The 15,252-nt window shown below is 59.3% G+C and carries 13 protein-coding genes; 7 read left to right on the top strand and 6 right to left on the bottom strand.

What is annotated here, in order from left to right; all coding sequences use genetic code 11:
- Nucleotides 1-29 precede the first annotated feature (29 nt).
- Entirely contained in the window at nucleotides 30-956 is a 927-nt protein-coding gene (locus ALO43_RS05530; protein WP_053931559.1) for a Gfo/Idh/MocA family protein, read from the bottom strand.
- A 551-nt stretch (nucleotides 957-1,507) separates the two neighbouring features.
- Between ALO43_RS05530 and ALO43_RS05525 the strand changes: the two genes are divergently transcribed.
- Nucleotides 1,508-1,927 carry a hypothetical protein gene (locus ALO43_RS05525; RefSeq protein WP_005888782.1) on the top strand — a complete coding sequence of 140 codons (420 nt, stop codon included), beginning with the start codon at nucleotides 1,508-1,510 and terminating at the stop codon, nucleotides 1,925-1,927.
- Nucleotides 1,928-1,954: 27 nt separating this feature from the next.
- Nucleotides 1,955-2,848, top strand: coding sequence for a cation diffusion facilitator family transporter (locus ALO43_RS05520; protein ID WP_024670307.1), 894 nt, complete (start codon nucleotides 1,955-1,957; stop codon nucleotides 2,846-2,848).
- Nucleotides 2,849-2,853: 5 nt separating this feature from the next.
- Here the strand turns inward: ALO43_RS05520 and ALO43_RS31315 are convergent, their stop codons facing one another.
- Complete coding sequence (locus ALO43_RS31315) at nucleotides 2,854-4,020, bottom strand: DUF6515 family protein (protein WP_080268194.1); 1,167 nt, start codon at nucleotides 4,018-4,020, stop codon at nucleotides 2,854-2,856.
- A gap of 395 nt (nucleotides 4,021-4,415) precedes the next feature.
- Here ALO43_RS31315 and ALO43_RS05505 point away from each other — a divergent pair, with 395 nt between their 5' ends.
- The gene (locus ALO43_RS05505) at nucleotides 4,416-4,895 is read left to right on the top strand and encodes an Lrp/AsnC family transcriptional regulator (protein ID WP_005888773.1); all 480 of its coding nucleotides are present in this window, start codon (nucleotides 4,416-4,418) and stop codon (nucleotides 4,893-4,895) included.
- Between the two features lies 1 nt (nucleotide 4,896).
- Here the strand turns inward: ALO43_RS05505 and ALO43_RS05500 are convergent, their stop codons facing one another.
- The 4 genes from ALO43_RS05500 to ALO43_RS05485 all read right to left on the bottom strand — a co-directional run bounded on the left by ALO43_RS05500 (nucleotide 4,897) and on the right by ALO43_RS05485 (nucleotide 10,906).
- Nucleotides 4,897-5,529, bottom strand: coding sequence for a pseudouridine synthase (locus tag ALO43_RS05500; protein ID WP_024670309.1), 633 nt, complete (start codon nucleotides 5,527-5,529; stop codon nucleotides 4,897-4,899).
- A 78-nt stretch (nucleotides 5,530-5,607) separates the two neighbouring features.
- Nucleotides 5,608-7,071, bottom strand: coding sequence for an AMP nucleosidase (amn, locus tag ALO43_RS05495; protein ID WP_005888770.1), 1,464 nt, complete (start codon nucleotides 7,069-7,071; stop codon nucleotides 5,608-5,610).
- 52 nt (nucleotides 7,072-7,123) lie between these two features.
- Nucleotides 7,124-8,773 carry an acyl-CoA dehydrogenase family protein gene (locus ALO43_RS05490; protein WP_054997219.1) on the bottom strand — a complete coding sequence of 550 codons (1,650 nt, stop codon included), beginning with the start codon at nucleotides 8,771-8,773 and terminating at the stop codon, nucleotides 7,124-7,126.
- A 138-nt stretch (nucleotides 8,774-8,911) separates the two neighbouring features.
- Nucleotides 8,912-10,906: a sensor histidine kinase gene (locus tag ALO43_RS05485; protein ID WP_005888765.1), complete on the bottom strand. Its 1,995-nt coding sequence runs from the start codon at nucleotides 10,904-10,906 to the stop codon at nucleotides 8,912-8,914.
- A gap of 373 nt (nucleotides 10,907-11,279) precedes the next feature.
- Here ALO43_RS05485 and ALO43_RS05480 point away from each other — a divergent pair, with 373 nt between their 5' ends.
- From ALO43_RS05480 to ALO43_RS05465, 4 genes are all read left to right on the top strand, one after another.
- A complete protein-coding gene (locus ALO43_RS05480) occupies nucleotides 11,280-12,077 on the top strand; it encodes a hydroxymethylpyrimidine/phosphomethylpyrimidine kinase (protein WP_024670313.1) in 798 nt (265 codons plus the stop codon).
- 23 nt (nucleotides 12,078-12,100) lie between these two features.
- Nucleotides 12,101-12,718, top strand: coding sequence for a thiamine phosphate synthase (gene thiE / locus ALO43_RS05475; RefSeq protein ID WP_005892444.1), 618 nt, complete (start codon nucleotides 12,101-12,103; stop codon nucleotides 12,716-12,718).
- A 406-nt stretch (nucleotides 12,719-13,124) separates the two neighbouring features.
- Nucleotides 13,125-14,408, top strand: coding sequence for a glutamate-1-semialdehyde 2,1-aminomutase (hemL, locus tag ALO43_RS05470; protein ID WP_005888763.1), 1,284 nt, complete (start codon nucleotides 13,125-13,127; stop codon nucleotides 14,406-14,408).
- Between the two features lie 295 nt (nucleotides 14,409-14,703).
- Nucleotides 14,704-15,252, top strand: coding sequence for a tetratricopeptide repeat protein (locus tag ALO43_RS05465; RefSeq protein WP_005888762.1), 549 nt, complete (start codon nucleotides 14,704-14,706; stop codon nucleotides 15,250-15,252).

Here is a 15,252-nt window from a genome sequence, read left to right as displayed (position 1 = left end):
GCTTGCTCCCGCGTGTACCTGAGAGGCGGTTAATCGTAAAACGGTTCAACCGACACGCGACTGCCGACAAAAAAACTGTCCGCGACCAGTCTCAATGGCTGCAGGTCCATGTCACTGGCCTTGTTGCTGATCAGGCGTTGAAAGTGACGATATACAGCTGCGTACTCGCCCTCTTCCGAAACGGCCTGACGCACGCCATCGATACTCAACAGCGCGCCGCCGTTATCCAGTCGCAACGTGCCTTCAGCGCAACGAATCTCGATGCTCCAGAGCTCATCATGGCCGTGATCGAAGTCGAACTCTGCGCGGACATCGAGTTGACGGGTATCGGACATCTTGATCGAAGCGGCAATTGGCGACTGGCAGTTGCTGGGTACGCGCAGTTCGGCAGCCGCTACGAACAATGGAAGCGGCAACAGATGGGTTGCGATCGACAGGGCATTGATACCTGGATCGAATACGCCGAGACCACCAGGTTGCCAGATCCACGCCTGGCCTGGGTGCCACTTGCGCACGTCTTCTTTCCAGTCGATCTGTACGCTGTGCAGGGTACGGGGCGACAACCAGTCACGCGCGGCCTCGATACCGGGCGCGTATCGCGAATGCCAGGCGAAAAAACCGCTGACGCCCTGCTCCGTTGCCTGCTGCACCAATGCCATCGCTTCGCCCAATGTGGCGCAGGGCGGTTTTTCAACCAGCACATGCTTACCTGCGGCCAGCGCCTGCTGCACCAGCGTGAATCGTCCCTGAGGCGGCGTGCAGAACGCGACTGCATCAACGTCCAGGCCGCTTTCAAGCAGTTCGCTCAAGGACTTGAAGTTCTCCACCCCGGCACACGGCTGACCCTGGGTAGCAACAGCCACTAATTGAAACGCGGGATTGGCGTGGATGGCGGGCACGTGCTGATCCTGAGCGATCTTGCCGTAGCCCACCAGACCGAGACGAATCGGTTGCATACATGACTCCTGGGTTTTTGTAATTATCTTGGGCACAGTAAACCAGATGTTAATCGTGATCGGTAAGGGGCATCGGCAAAGCACAGTTGTTTTCAGTGGATGATCGTCGAGGGCAGTATTGACGCCGTTGAGCGCTTATCCCTGGTTTGAGGCTGGAGTACGCCAATCACTATCGTGCCAATGCTCCGCGTTAGAATGCAGCAGGCCTGGCGCGCGCCTGCATCTTGTGCGGCCTGAAACAAGCGTTGCGGCTGATGTGCGACGCGCTGCGTAGCGAACTGCATTTCCACGCAGAGCGTCGGGACGATCTTGATAACTGCACGGCTCGCTCTTGTGATAAACGTGCTTCCGATCTGCAGGGGACCGGCAGCAAACGCACTGCGGGCAGAAGCCTGTTTTAAGGGCGTTCAAGGCTTGTGTGTAACGCTCAGCACAGAGGACAGGCACGAGCATCGATATTCATCAGCCGCAGAACCACTCCCATCGCTCAATAGTCTTAGCCTTGCAGCCATTGCCTTGTATAGTTGCCCTCTTCATTTCAGGAGCTTTCCATGCGCATTCCTTCTCGCTTGATCGGTGGCGTTCTGGTCGCCACGTTGCTGACTCAGATTTCTGCCTGCGGCAGTATTTTCTATCCGGACCGCCGGGGTCAGATTGATGGCAAGGTTGACCCGGCCATTGCGGCGCTGGATGCGTTCGCGCTGTTGTTCTACATCGTCCCCGGTGTGATCGCGTTCGCAGTGGACTTCGCGACAGGTGCAATCTATTACGCGCCAGGCGAGCACGCGCAGATTGATCCGCAGAAGCTGCAAAAAGCGCTCAAGGCCGACGGCAGCGTCGATAACACCAAGCTGCAAGCCATCATCGAAACCGAACTGGGCCGCTCGCTGCCATTGAATGACCCACGCCTGATTCAGCACAAAGGCAGCGTCGAGCAGCTGGCTTCACTGGGTCTGGTCCCGGCGGCCTGATACACATACCGTTCAAGGAAAAGCGTCATGAGCACCACTGCCGAACATTCCCGACTGCTGCGTCTGGCGACCCGGGCCTCGCTGGCGGTTGCCGTGACGCTGATTCTGGCCAAGGGCGTGGCCTGGTGGCTGAGCGGATCGGTAAGCCTGCTGGCCGGTCTGACCGATTCGTTGCTCGACGGTGCAGCGTCGTTCCTCAACCTGCTCGCGGTGCATTACGCGCTGCGTCCCGCCGATGATGATCATCGTTACGGTCATGGCAAGGCGGAAGCGCTTTCAGGCATGGCACAGGCGCTGTTCATCACCGTCAGTGGCGTGCTGATCGCGGTTCAGGCAATCGAGCGCATCCAGAACCCCGAGCCCTTGGGCGCGCCGTTGCTGGGCATGGTGGTCATGGTTATTTCCATCGCACTGACGCTGGCACTGCTCACTCTGCAATCGCGGGTCATCAAGGCGACGGGGTCTGCAGCGATTCGTGCCGACTCGCTGCACTACCGCTCTGACCTGTTACTCAACGCCAGCATTCTGGTGGCCCTGACCCTGGCTTATTTCGGCTGGCAACAGCTGGATGCCTACTTTGGCCTGGGCATCGCGCTTTACATTCTGTGGAGCGCCCTGCAAATCGCCCGCGAAACCGTCTCGGTGCTGATGGACGAAGAATTGCCGGCGGATGTCAGCACCCGCATGCTGGAACTCGCCTGCAGTGTGCCGGGTGTTCTCGGGGCGCACGATCTGCGCACACGAATTTCCGGCAATCACTGGTTCGTGCAGTTGCATCTGGAATTACCGGGGGCGTTGACCCTGTCGGTGGCCCACGCGCTGTGCGACAAGGTCGCCGATGCAATTCACGAGCAGTTCCCGAAAGCCGAAGTGCTGGTCCACGCCGACCCGCAGGAAGTGGTCAGGAACAGTAACGCCTGACGAGCCTAATTGACGCTGTAACCGCGCCCTGCCAGACACGCGCCCATCGAGCGGCGATACAGGTCGACTACGTCAGGCGGCGGCTGGCCGGAAAAATTGGCCGGGTCAAAGCCGCTCTGCTCGGCGGCCCAGCGGTAGCACTGGTAACGATCAAGTTCGACTTGTTGCGGGCTTTGACCGTTCTGAGGATAGGCAACCGGGTCGTAGCCGTTGCTCTGCTGCTCGGCCGGGGCCTGATAACCCGCGTCGTTCTGCGGCGGATTGACCACTACATAATCCTGAGTATCAGGCTGATACGCATAATAAGTACCTGCGGCCAGAAACAGCAGGCTGCTGCCGGCCCATACTTCCTGTGAATAGGAAGGCAGTCTGCTCACGCGAACGCCATACGGCGGCGTCACCACAACATAGCGGGGGCCTTGCGGGCGATACCAGTAGCCCTGCGAATAGTAGAAATCCTGTCCGCGATAGGGAATGCGCGAATAGCCGCCCGGGACGCGATCTATCGCATGGCCGGGACGATATTGCGGGCCTGGCCCCCAGCCGTTGCCGCGCCCGTCCGGACGACCTTCCCAGTGATCATTGGGGCGACCGGCCTGCCAGTTGCGGTTATTGCCGCGCGGGATGTCCTGATAGTAACCCTCACGCGGTGGCTGGCTTTGCCAGACCTCTTTCGGCCCGCTCTGGATAGGCAGATTGTCTTGACTCTGGCGCAACTGCTGGCGCTGCTGGTTTTGCTGTTGTTGAATCTGACGTTGCTGATCGCGCTGCTGCTGTTCGATCTGCTGTTGCTGCTGACGTTCGACGTTGCGCTGCTGTAGCTGTTGCTGCTGAATCTGCTGCTGTTGCTGGCGCTCGACCTGGCGCTGCTGGGTCTGCTGTTCCTGGATCTGGCGTTGTTGATTGAGCTGTTGCTGATTGATCTGCTGTTGCTGCTCACGCTCGACCTGGCGCTGCTGATTCTGCTGTTGCTGAATCTGGCGCTGCTGATTGTTCTGCTGCTGGTAGAGCTGTTGTTGTTGCTGTTGCTGCTGGCGCTGCTGCCCGTTTTCACCGGGGCTGCCATACAGCTGGTTTTGCCGAGATTCATCACGCTCGTCGGCCCATGCATGAGCGCCGATGCTCAGACACAACAGACTTACCCCCGCAAACTGCCAGATGCCAGATTTCATGCTTTCCTCACTCGGACGCGGGTAGACGTTATTAAGACTGCTGAAGCGTAGCGCCGTTCTGCGCACTTTATCAGCAGACAAAGAAAAGGGGACCCTGTGGCCCCCTTGAGATATTTCGTCGTCCTGCGCAACGCTTTTGACGTCGGCTCACCGCATGCCGTCTTCTGGACAGTATGTAGCCCGGGGGCCTTGCACACCCTGTCGGGTGGTAGGCCGCGACCGGCCTGATTGGGCGGGTCGCGCTGGACGCTGTGTCCGGGCAGTGATTACGCTTAAAAGAATAGGCCCGATGCGGTGGCCGAAGATTGCTAATATTGCCGATTAAAACATCACTTGCGCAATTTTTGACTTCAGATGAATAATCCAGCGCAATTGAACTCATTAAGGGATGCACCGTGAGTAAGCTCGACAGATATGACCTGAGCATTTTGGCGGAACTGCAGCGGGATGCGCGCATTTCCAACCAGGAGCTGGCCGAACGAATTGGTCTTTCGCCTTCACCGTGTTCGCGTCGGGTGAAACAGCTGGAGGACGACGGCTACATCGTGCGTCAGGTCGCCCTGCTGGATCGCAAGAAACTCGGCTTGAACCTGACCGCCTACGTATTGATCGGCATGGACCGACACACGCCAGAGCGGTTCGAGAATTTCGAGCAGCACATCCGTAATCTGCCGCAGGTCCTGGAGTGCAGCCTGGTGACCGGCATGGACGCGGACTATCAGCTGAAAGTGGTGGTGCCGGACATGGATCACTATCAGAAGCTGCTGCTGGGACACCTGACGCGTATCGAGGGCGTGACCAGCGTCAAGTCGAGTTTCGTGCTCAATCAGGTGCTGGCCAGCACGGAAATGCCGCTGATTCACCTGCGCAGCTGACTCATAGCTGTGCAGCGACTTCGCGATATTGGCCCTGATCCAGCCCGTCGAGCGTCCAGTTGCCGATTTTGACTCGCACCAGCCGCAAAGTGGGCAACCCGACTGCGGCAGTCATGCGCCTTACCTGCCGGTTGCGCCCTTCCTTGATCACCAGTTCCAGCCAACTGGTCGGCACGCTTTTGCGAAAGCGCACAGGCGGGTTGCGAGGCCAGAGCTGCGGCTCTTCCAGTTGCCGAGCTTCGGCCGGCAAGGTCGGGCCGTCGTTAAGCTGGACACCGTCGCGCAATTGCTGCAATTGGGCTTCGCTCGGCTCGCCCTCGACCTGTACCCAATAGGTTTTGGCCAGCTTGTGCTTCGGATCGGCAATCCGCGCCTGCAACTGACCGTCGTTGGTCAGCAGCAGCAAACCTTCACTGTCGCGGTCCAGCCGCCCTGCCGGATAGATGCCGGGAATGTCGATAAAGTCCTTGAGCGTGGCCCGACCACCTTCGTCACTGAACTGCGTCAGCACGTCGAAAGGCTTGTTGAACAGGATCAGCTTCGGTTCGGCTGGCGGCGCTTTGGCGACACGGCGGGAAGCATTCGCCGGGCCGGGAGTAGCGCGTCGGGAAACAGGGCGTTGAGTGCGGGGCATGGGAATGGGCAATCGGAAAACAGAAAGGGCCACTTTAGTGGCCCTTTCTGCAAATACCAACCTATTAACGAACAGCCATCAACGAAATGGCGGCTCATCGAAGCTGCGCAGTTTGCGCGAGTGCAGCGAGTTCAGTTGAGTGCGCATCAGGTCCAGCGCAGCAATGCCGATCTTCAAGTGCTGGCTGACCGCACGCTCATAAAACGCATTGGCCGAACCCGGCAGCTTGATTTCGCTGTGCAATGGCTTGTCGGAAACGCACAGCAGCGTGCCGTAAGGTACTCGCAGACGATAACCCTGGGCGGCGATAGTGCCGCTTTCCATGTCCACCGCCACCGCGCGGGACAGGTTGATCAACGGCCGTTCCTGCGCCCAGCGCAGCTCCCAGTTGCGATCGTCGTACGTCAGCACGGTGCCGGTGCGCAGACGCTTCTTGAGCTCTTCGCCACGTTCGCCGGTAATCTGCGCAGCAGACTCCTGCAAGGCAAGCTGCACCTCGGCCAGGGCCGGAATCGGAATGTGCGGCGGCAGCACGCGGTCGAGAATACCGTCACGACGCATGTAGGCATGGGCCAACACGTAATCGCCGATGGTCTGCGACTGACGCAGGCCACCACAGTGACCGATCATCAGCCAGCAGTGCGGACGCAGCACCGCCAGGTGGTCGGTAATGTTCTTGGCGTTGGAAGGGCCTACGCCGATATTGACCAGCGTCACGCCATGGCCGTCTTCGGCGATCAGGTGGTAAGCCGGCATCTGGTAGCGGTGCCAGACCACGCTGGCAACAATCGCCTGGGCTTCGTCAACGCCCATGCTCTTGTCCACTACCACATTGCCCGGCAGGACCATGCGCACGAAGCGCGGGTCTTCACGGAGTTTTTCCAGGCCATGCAGAATGAACTGGTCAACATAACGGTGGTAGTTGGTCAGCAGAATCCACGGCTGAACATGACGCCAGTCGCTGCCGGTGTAATGCACCAGGCGGCGCAGAGAGAAATCCACCCGTGCGGCATCGAACAGCGCCAGTGGCAGCGGATCGACATTGGCCCAGTCATAAAGGCCATCGGCAATACCATCGGTCGCGGCGGACAGGTCGGTGCTCGGGAAGACCCGCGCCAGCGCAGCAGCGGTCACGCCGGTGCCCGCCAGCTCGTCACCCTGCTCCACCACGTAGGGATAGGGGATGTTCTGCTCGCTCATACCGACTTCAACCGTCACGGTGAAGTCGCTCATCAGCGGAACCAGTTGCTCCAGCAGATACTTTTTGAATGCCTTGGGCTGCGTGACAGTGACGCTGTAAGTGCCCGGCAGCTGGACCTTGGCGTAAGCGCGGGTCGTCAGCGGGACTTCACCGTGGCATTTGTATACCAGGCGCAGCTCCGGATAGCGGAACTGCGCACGTTCTTCGGCGGTCGGCTCGACGCGGTCTTTCAGGTAGCGCTTGAGCGCCTGGCTCAACGCGCTGGTCGCACGTTCGTGCAGCTCGGCAAGCCGCTCGACGGCTTGCTCGGCGGTGTCTACGACAACAAAGGCTTGGGTCACGTTTCATGTCCTGTCTGATCTTGCAGTCGTGCATCGTAACGGGTTCGCGTGCTCATGCCACCTGCGGCGAAGACCTTCGCAGTAATGTTTCTACGTCGACCCCTCGTGGCAGGGCGCCATATACCCGCCCAACTGACGCTATTCGACCAGCAATAAAACCATCACTGACCGCTGCATTGCCAGCTTCCAGCAATAGCTTGCCTTGTACAGCAACGGCGATGTCTTCCGTCAGTTGCCGGGCGCGATACTCAATGTCGCCAGTGTCGTGAAATGCCGTTTTGAGCTTGCTGATATGCAACGCCAAGTGCCGGTCGCCATGCCCGTCGCCCAGTTCGTCGAACAGCGCATCAAGTGCGCCGGGCTCTTTGGACAGTGTGCGCAGCACGTCAAGGCATTGCACATTGCCGGAGCCCTCCCACGTCGAATTGACCGGGGCCTCGCGGTACAGCCGGGGCAGAATGCTGTCTTCGACATAGCCCGCGCCGCCCAGGCATTCGGCGGCTTCGTTGATCATGGCCGGGGCACGCTTGCAGATCCAGTATTTGCCCACTGCCGTGATTAGCCGGACGAAACGCCTTTCGTGGTCATCATCCAGATGATCCAGCGCACGGCCCAGGCGCAAGGTCAGCGCCAACGCGGCCTCGCTTTCCAACGCCAGGTCAGCCAGCACGTTCTGCATCAGCGGTTGCCCGGCCAGCAGTCGACCGCCCACCGCTCGGTGCGCACAATGGTGTGTGGCCTGGGTCAGCGCCTGACGCATCAGGGCGCTCGAGCCGATCATGCAATCGAAACGGGTCATCGCAACCATTTCGATGATGGTTGGCACGCCGCGTCCTTCCTCGCCGATCATCCACGCCAGCGCGCCACGAAATTCTACTTCGCTGGAGGCGTTGGACCAGTTGCCGAGCTTGTCTTTCAGACGCTGAATGTAAAACTCGTTGCGGGTGTCATCAGGCCTGTGGCGGGGCAGCAGAAAGCAACTGAGCCCTTTTCCAGTCTGCGCCAGAGTCAGAAACGCATCGCACATCGGCGCAGAGCAGAACCACTTGTGCCCCACCAGCTCATAGGCCTTGCCTGGGCCGCCGACACCTGCCGGAAAAGCGCGTGTAGTGTTGGCCCGCACATCGGTGCCGCCCTGTTTCTCAGTCATCGCCATGCCAATGGTCGCACCGGCCTTGTGCGCAATACCGACATTGCGGGGGTCGTACTGAGTGGACAGCACCTTGGGCAGCCAGATGTCGGCCAGGCCCGGCTGCTGCCTCAACGCCGGAACACTGGCAAAGGTCATGGTCAGCGGGCAGCCACTGCCGGGGTCGGCCTGCGTGTGCAGATAGCTCATCGCGGCGCGTGCGACGTGAGCGCCGGGCTGCGGTTCGGTCCACGGCAGTGAAGTAATGCCATGCTCGATGGCAGTACTCATCAGTTGGTGATACGCCGGGTGAAACTCGACAAGGTCAATGCGATGCCCGTAACGGTCGTGGCTGGCAAACACAGGCTTGTTCCGATTTGCCAGAAAACCCGCAGCCATCAAGGGCCCGCCCGCCAGCGCACCATAAGCGTCGATCCGCGCCTGCGCCCAACATGCTCCGTATCGCTGGCTCCATTTCTGAAGCGGCAGGTCAATGCGGTAGAGATTTACGCCGTCCAGCGATGGCGGCTGATTGGTGACCAGATGAGTTTCAGCGAATGGCCTCAGGGTCATGGGTCATCTCCTGCCTGTTTGCATGCGCACCCGGCAGATAGTGAATCACGCACCCGATGCGGGCGACAGTGGCATAGGCGCCGAAACGTCAGAGGTTTCGACGGTCAGCCATACCGGAATGTTATTGCAGCCGCGCGCTCATATGCCCCACTGCGCTTTCAACTGCGGTGCCCTGCGCACAGCGCCCGGCACAACCATCAGCACCGGAATGTTCAACGTGAAGCAACTGCCCTTGCCAGGCTCGGAACGATGGCTCAATTCGCCGCCCTGCAGCTCCGCCAGCTTGCGACAGATCGCCAGACCGATACCCAGCCCGCCATATTCGCGGGTCATCGAGCCATCGGCCTGAAAGAAATGCTGATACAGCACGGCGTCATCCAGTTGGCTGAAGCCGATACCGCTGTCCATCACTTCGACGCGCAGGTCCATGCGCTCAAGGTCCCGTGGATGACCGCTGAAGCGAACCTGCACCCGGCCCTTGCGAGTGAATTTTATCGCGTTGTCCATCAGGCATTCGATGCACTGATAGAGCTTGGCGGCATCGCCGCGAATGCCTGGAGGCAGCTTATCGTCCACATCAAGGGTCAGCATCAAGCCCTTTGACTGAGCCACGCCACTGAAGCGATCACGCAACCTGTCGACCAGATCAAGCGGCGCGAAGGCGTCGCAATGGGCATACAGCACGCCGGCCTGAAGTTCGGTAAGCGTCAGAATGCCGTTGATCATGCACATCATGTCCCGGGCAGAACTGGCCGCCGTCTGCTGATACATCTCGACCTCGTCGTCCATATCGAGGGTCTGCATGACTTCCAGCGAACCGATCACGCCGTTCATTGGCGTGCGCAACTCGTGGGTCAGCGTGGCGAGAAATTCATCTTTCAACCGGTTGCTGGTGGCCAGTTGCAGATTGAGGCGTTCAAGGTCCTGACCGGCAGCCAGCAATGTCTGTGCCTGTTGACGCCGGTTGTGGTTGATACGGTCTGCCAGCGCCATGGACAGGAATGCCATTTCCAGCACAGTGCCGATGTGCGAGGCATAGAGAGTCAGGAATGTATTGGGGAGGTAGCCCAGCAGCATGAGCATGAAAATCAGCCCGCTGACCAGAAAGACCGACCAGGCGAGCACAAAATAGCGTCCGACGCGCTCGCCCTTCATTACGGCGACGATGCCAGCCAGATAAATCGTGAGCGTGCCCGCCATCACCAGATAGGTTGCCGAGCGCAGCGCCGGTCCATAGCCAAGAAACAGGGCCATGCCCATCACCAGCACCGCTGCACCAATGATCGCCAGCAACAGGCGATCAAGCCAGCGCCCAAGCTGGGCGGTGACCAGAAAGCTGCGCGAGAACTGACAGGCAAACAAAGTGGCCACCGCCATCAGAAACGGCGTGCACGCGTTCGCCCACCAAGGGCTGTCAGGCCACAAGTACTCGATCGCCACGCCATTGATCGACATCTGGTAAAGCCCGAACGAAGCGACATACAGCAGGTAATACAGGTAGTCGCGTTCACGAACGCTGACGTAGATGAACAGGTTATAGACGAGCATCCCCAGCAATACGCCATACATCAGGCCGAAAACGTAAATCTTGGAGGGCTGCGATTCGAGATAGGCGTGCGAGGACCAGAGATTGAGCGGCGCCTGAACGGAGCCTTCGCTGCGAATGCGCAGATACACCGTACGCGTCTGCCCCGCTGGCAAGTCCAGTTGAAAGAGGTAGTTGTTTTGGGCGAACTGGCGGCTGGAGAAAGGCAGCATGTCGCCGGTCTGCCAGGTCAGTCTGGGGTTTCCGTTGGCATCCGGGGCGTAGAAGTCGATGTGGTCCATTGGCGGATAGGCCAGTTCCAGAAGCCATTCGTTATGGGTTTCGGTGCCGACAGGCCGATACGACAGCTCGACTTTCAGCCAGAAAGCCGAACGTGAATAACCGGCATTGAAGGTCCCGCCACGCAAGGGCTTGAACGCATCCGCCAGCGCTGCAGAGCTGACGCTTTCGATAGTAGCTTCACCGGTCGGGTCTTCAAATACCTGAAGGGCACGACCCAGCGGCAGAAAACGAGTGTTTTCATCAAACTCGACTGCATGCACCTGCAACGGCAGCCAAAAAGCCAGAATGATCAACAGATAGCGCATTGAAGCCCCAAGGTAGGTCGTCGCATTCAATCCATCCATTGATGACGACGTCCCGCAAATTTCTATCCTTGAAACAGGCTAATGATTCAAACAGACAGTTGAACGTGAATATGCACCGGCGAAATTCGCCATAAGAAAAGCTGCAGACCGACGATAATCAGCCATACCAGTGAAGCATAGCCGCTAATAGCGCAAAGACAGTACCGCCTCGAAAATCGACTTAACAGCTCTATATCGGACATCTGCGCGCAAACATGAAATTTCTTCACGCTGATTTGTCTGATCTTGCAGTTGGCCGCGCGCCTCACCGGCCTGATAAAAACACGGTATCCGCGAGCGGTCGTCATAAGGTTTAGTGATAAGCTCGCCCACCATGAATATCTACAGTTCCCGTCCCGTTGTCCTCTGCCTTTCCGGCCACGACCCTAGTGGCGGTGCCGGTATACAGGCCGATATCGAAGCCCTGCTCGCCCAAGGCTGTCATGCCGCTCCCGCCATTACCGCACTCACTGTGCAAGACACGGTAGATGTCAGCGATTTTCGCGTGCTGGATCGCGAATGGGTAATGGCACAGGCCAATGCAATTCTCAACGACTCGTGTGTGGCTGCCGTCAAGCTGGGCATGCTCGGCTCGCTGGAGATGGTCGACACCGTTGTCGAACTGCTGCAAGCCAACCCGCATTTGCCAATGGTCTGCGACCCGGTCCTGAGAGCGGGCGGTGGCGGACGGTTGGGCAAGGACGAGGTGGGCTACGCCATGCGTGAGCGGCTACTGCCATTGTGTGCAATTGCCACGCCAAACCTTCCGGAGGCGCGCATCCTCGCCGAGCTTGCAGACGGTACAGCAGACGAGTGCGCAGAAAAACTACTGCCTTTCTGTGAATACCTGCTGATCACTGGCGGCCATGGCGACGAGCAGCAAATTCACAACCGTCTTTACATACGCGGTGGGCAGACCCACACCTTTGTCTGCGAACGCCTGCCCGGCAGCTATCACGGTTCGGGCTGCACGCTGGCCAGCGCGTTGGCCGGGCGTCTCGCACAGGGCGAAGAGCGGGTCAGCGCCGTTAAGTCGGCACTGGACTACACATGGCGCACACTGCGGGACGCCGAGCAGCTGGGCCGAGGGCAGTTTGTGCCTCGTCGCTTACCACTGGATTTCTGTTCGTAACGCACTGCCATGAGGCTCGATGCATGAAACTACGTGGCCTGTATGCCATCACCGACAGCCAGTTGCTGACTGGCAGGTTCCTGTCTTATGTCGAGGCAGCACTGGAAGGCGGCGTTACCCTGCTGCAATACCGTGACAAGACCCACGACGAATCTCGCCGGCTGCGCGAAGCCACCGAACTGTTGAAGCTGTGTGAACGCTACAAGACCCGCCTGATCATCAACGACGACGCCGAACTCGCGGCGCGCCTGGGGGTTGGGGTACATCTGGGGCAGACCGACGGCTCGTTGCCGGATGCACGCGCCTTGTTGGGGCACAAGGCAATTGTCGGCGCGACCTGTCACGGCAGCCTTGATCTGGCTGAAAGAGCCAAGGCAGACGGCGCGACGTACGTTGCCTTTGGCCGATTCTTCAACTCGCAGACCAAACCAGGCGCCCCGGCAGTGCCGCTGGACCTGATCGCTCAGGTGCGCACCAAGGTCCATCTGCCGATAGCGGTAATCGGTGGCATCACCCTGGAAAACGCCCCGCAACTGGTCGAGCACGGTGCAGACCTGCTGGCCGTCGTGCACGGCCTGTTCGGCGCCGAGACTTCCCGGGAAGTCACCAGGCGGGCCAAGGCATTCACGGCACTGTTGTAAGCATTGCAAGCCCGCTTGGGACACTGGTCGAAGCAGCTGGAGATTCTATGGTATCAATCAAGCCACGATGGACTTTAGCCGCTTGACCATCGTGCCAATGCTCCGCGTTGGCATGCAGTTCGTGACGCTCTGCGTCACGAATATTCGGGCTGGTGACACAGTACGCCTAACCGCGCACAAGGCCTCGCCAAGCGTCGCGAACTATTCCCACGCTCTTGATAACTGCCCGGCTCGCTCTTGTGGGAGCGACCGGGGCAAGCATGCGCTGCCCGGCATTTGATATAGTGCGCGTTCCTGCGCCTTCTCTGGCTCACGCCACCCAATAAAGCAGCCCGGTATAAAGCTGCCCGCCTCGGCTGACCCCAGCGTAGACACGAATTCCCCGTTTCAAAGCAGAGACCAGATCATGTCCCGTTCCGAAACACTTTTCGCCAACGCCCAAAAACACATCCCCGGTGGCGTCAATTCGCCGGTTCGCGCTTTCAAGAGCGTGGGCGGCACGCCGCTGTTCTTCAAGCACGCTGCCGGCGCTTACGTGACTGACGAAGACGACAAACGCTATGTCGACTACGTAGGCTCCTGGGGCCCGATGATTCTTGGCCACAGCCACCCGGAAGTGCTCGACGCCGTCCGTAACCAGCTGGAACACGGGCTGTCCTACGGCGCGCCGACGGCTATGGAAACCGAAATGGCCGATCTGGTTTGCGAACTGGTGCCTTCGATGGAAATGGTCCGCATGGTCAGCTCGGGCACTGAAGCCACCATGAGTGCGATTCGTCTGGCCCGAGGCTTCACTGGTCGCGACAGCATCATCAAGTTCGAAGGCTGCTACCACGGTCATTCCGACAGTCTGCTGGTCAAGGCCGGTTCGGGCGCACTGACGCTGGGCGTGCCGAGCTCCCCCGGTGTACCCGCCGCTTTCGCGAAACACACGCTGACCGTACCGTTCAATGACCTGGACGCTGTGCGTGAGCTGCTGGCAGAGGTCGGTCAGGAAGTGGCCTGCATCATCGTCGAACCGGTGGCTGGCAACATGAACTGCGTGCCGCCTGCGCCGGGCTATCTGCAAGGGCTGCGCGCCCTGTGCGACGAGCATGGCGTGGTGTTGATTTTCGACGAAGTGATGACCGGTTTCCGTGTCGCCCTCGGCGGCGCGCAGGCTTACTACGGCGTGACGCCCGACCTGAGCACCTTCGGCAAGATCATCGGTGGTGGCATGCCGGTCGGTTGCTTCGGTGGCAAACGAGAAATCATGTCGCACATCGCCCCGCTGGGCCCGGTTTACCAAGCAGGCACACTGTCGGGCAACCCGTTGGCGATGGCCGCCGGCTTGACCACCTTGCGCCTGATCAGCCGTCCGGGCTTTCATGATGAACTGAGCGATTACACCCGCCGCCTGCTGGAGGGCTTGCAGCAGCGCGCCGATGCAGCGGGCATCCCGTTCGTCACCACACAGGCAGGCGGCATGTTCGGCCTGTACTTCAGCGAGGCCAGCGAAATCGTAACGTTCGAAGACGTGATGACCAGTGATGCCGACCGCTTCAAGCGCTTCTTCCACATGATGCTCGACGGCGGTGTCTACCTGGCGCCAAGTGCTTTCGAAGCCGGTTTCACCTCGATTGCCCACGGCGATGCAGAGCTGAAGCTGACACTGGATGCTGCTGAAAAGGCTTTTGCTGCGTTGAAATAAGTTCGCCAGGCTCGCGTGCGCAAGGTGTCATTGAACCGGCGCACGTGAAGCTTGTGAATGAAACGGAACGTTAAGTGTGTATTTTGCTTCTACAATGCAGTGCGCAAACTGCAAATACACGGCACAGGAAGTCTTGTTCAGGGCAATGCCTCACTCAAGACGGGTTTTTTCCAGCCGTGCAGCAGAAAATCCGTAAAGACTTTGTAAGGTTGGCTCAGCTTATTTCATAATGCGCAGCCAGCCCGTTTAGCTGGTCGGGCATGCCCGCACCTTTTTCAGAGGTAAGTCGACTCCCATGAACCGCACCGGCCGCACCCTTGTATTGGGCTGCCTGTTGCTTGTCTATCCTCTGCTGGCCAATGCCGGCGGCAACTCGTTGTTAATTCCGGCGATGGGTCGTTGCACCCTGAATACACAGCCAGAAAACCTGCCCGCAGCACTCGCAGCCTGTCAGCAGGCCGCTCAGGGTGGAGATGCGCAGGCACAATACGAGTTGGGTGAGTTCTATTACGAGGGCAAGAATGCACCTCGCGATTTGCCGCAGGCGCTGAGTTACTTCGAGCAGGCTTCGCTGCAGGGCCATGCCCAGGCGCAGTATCAACTGGGCTTGATGTTCAGCCGTGGCGAAGGTGTGCAGGCCAATAACATTCAGGCGTATATCGTGCTGAAAATGGCCGCCGTCAACGGTTCTGAAGAAGCGCTGGATGCCGCAGACGAAGTATCGGCAAAAATGCAGCGTGACGAGCTGGAAGTGGCGACTCAAGTGCTGGGCCAGATATTCCGCAAATACCTGCTCGAACTGCAGACCGCCGAAGGTCGCAGCCCGTTCTCCCCATTGCCCTGA

It is taken from the genome of Pseudomonas tremae, assembly GCF_001401155.1.
Taxonomy (GTDB): Bacteria; Pseudomonadota; Gammaproteobacteria; order Pseudomonadales; family Pseudomonadaceae; genus Aquipseudomonas; species Aquipseudomonas tremae.
This window is presented reverse-complemented; position numbering and strand designations above follow the sequence as displayed.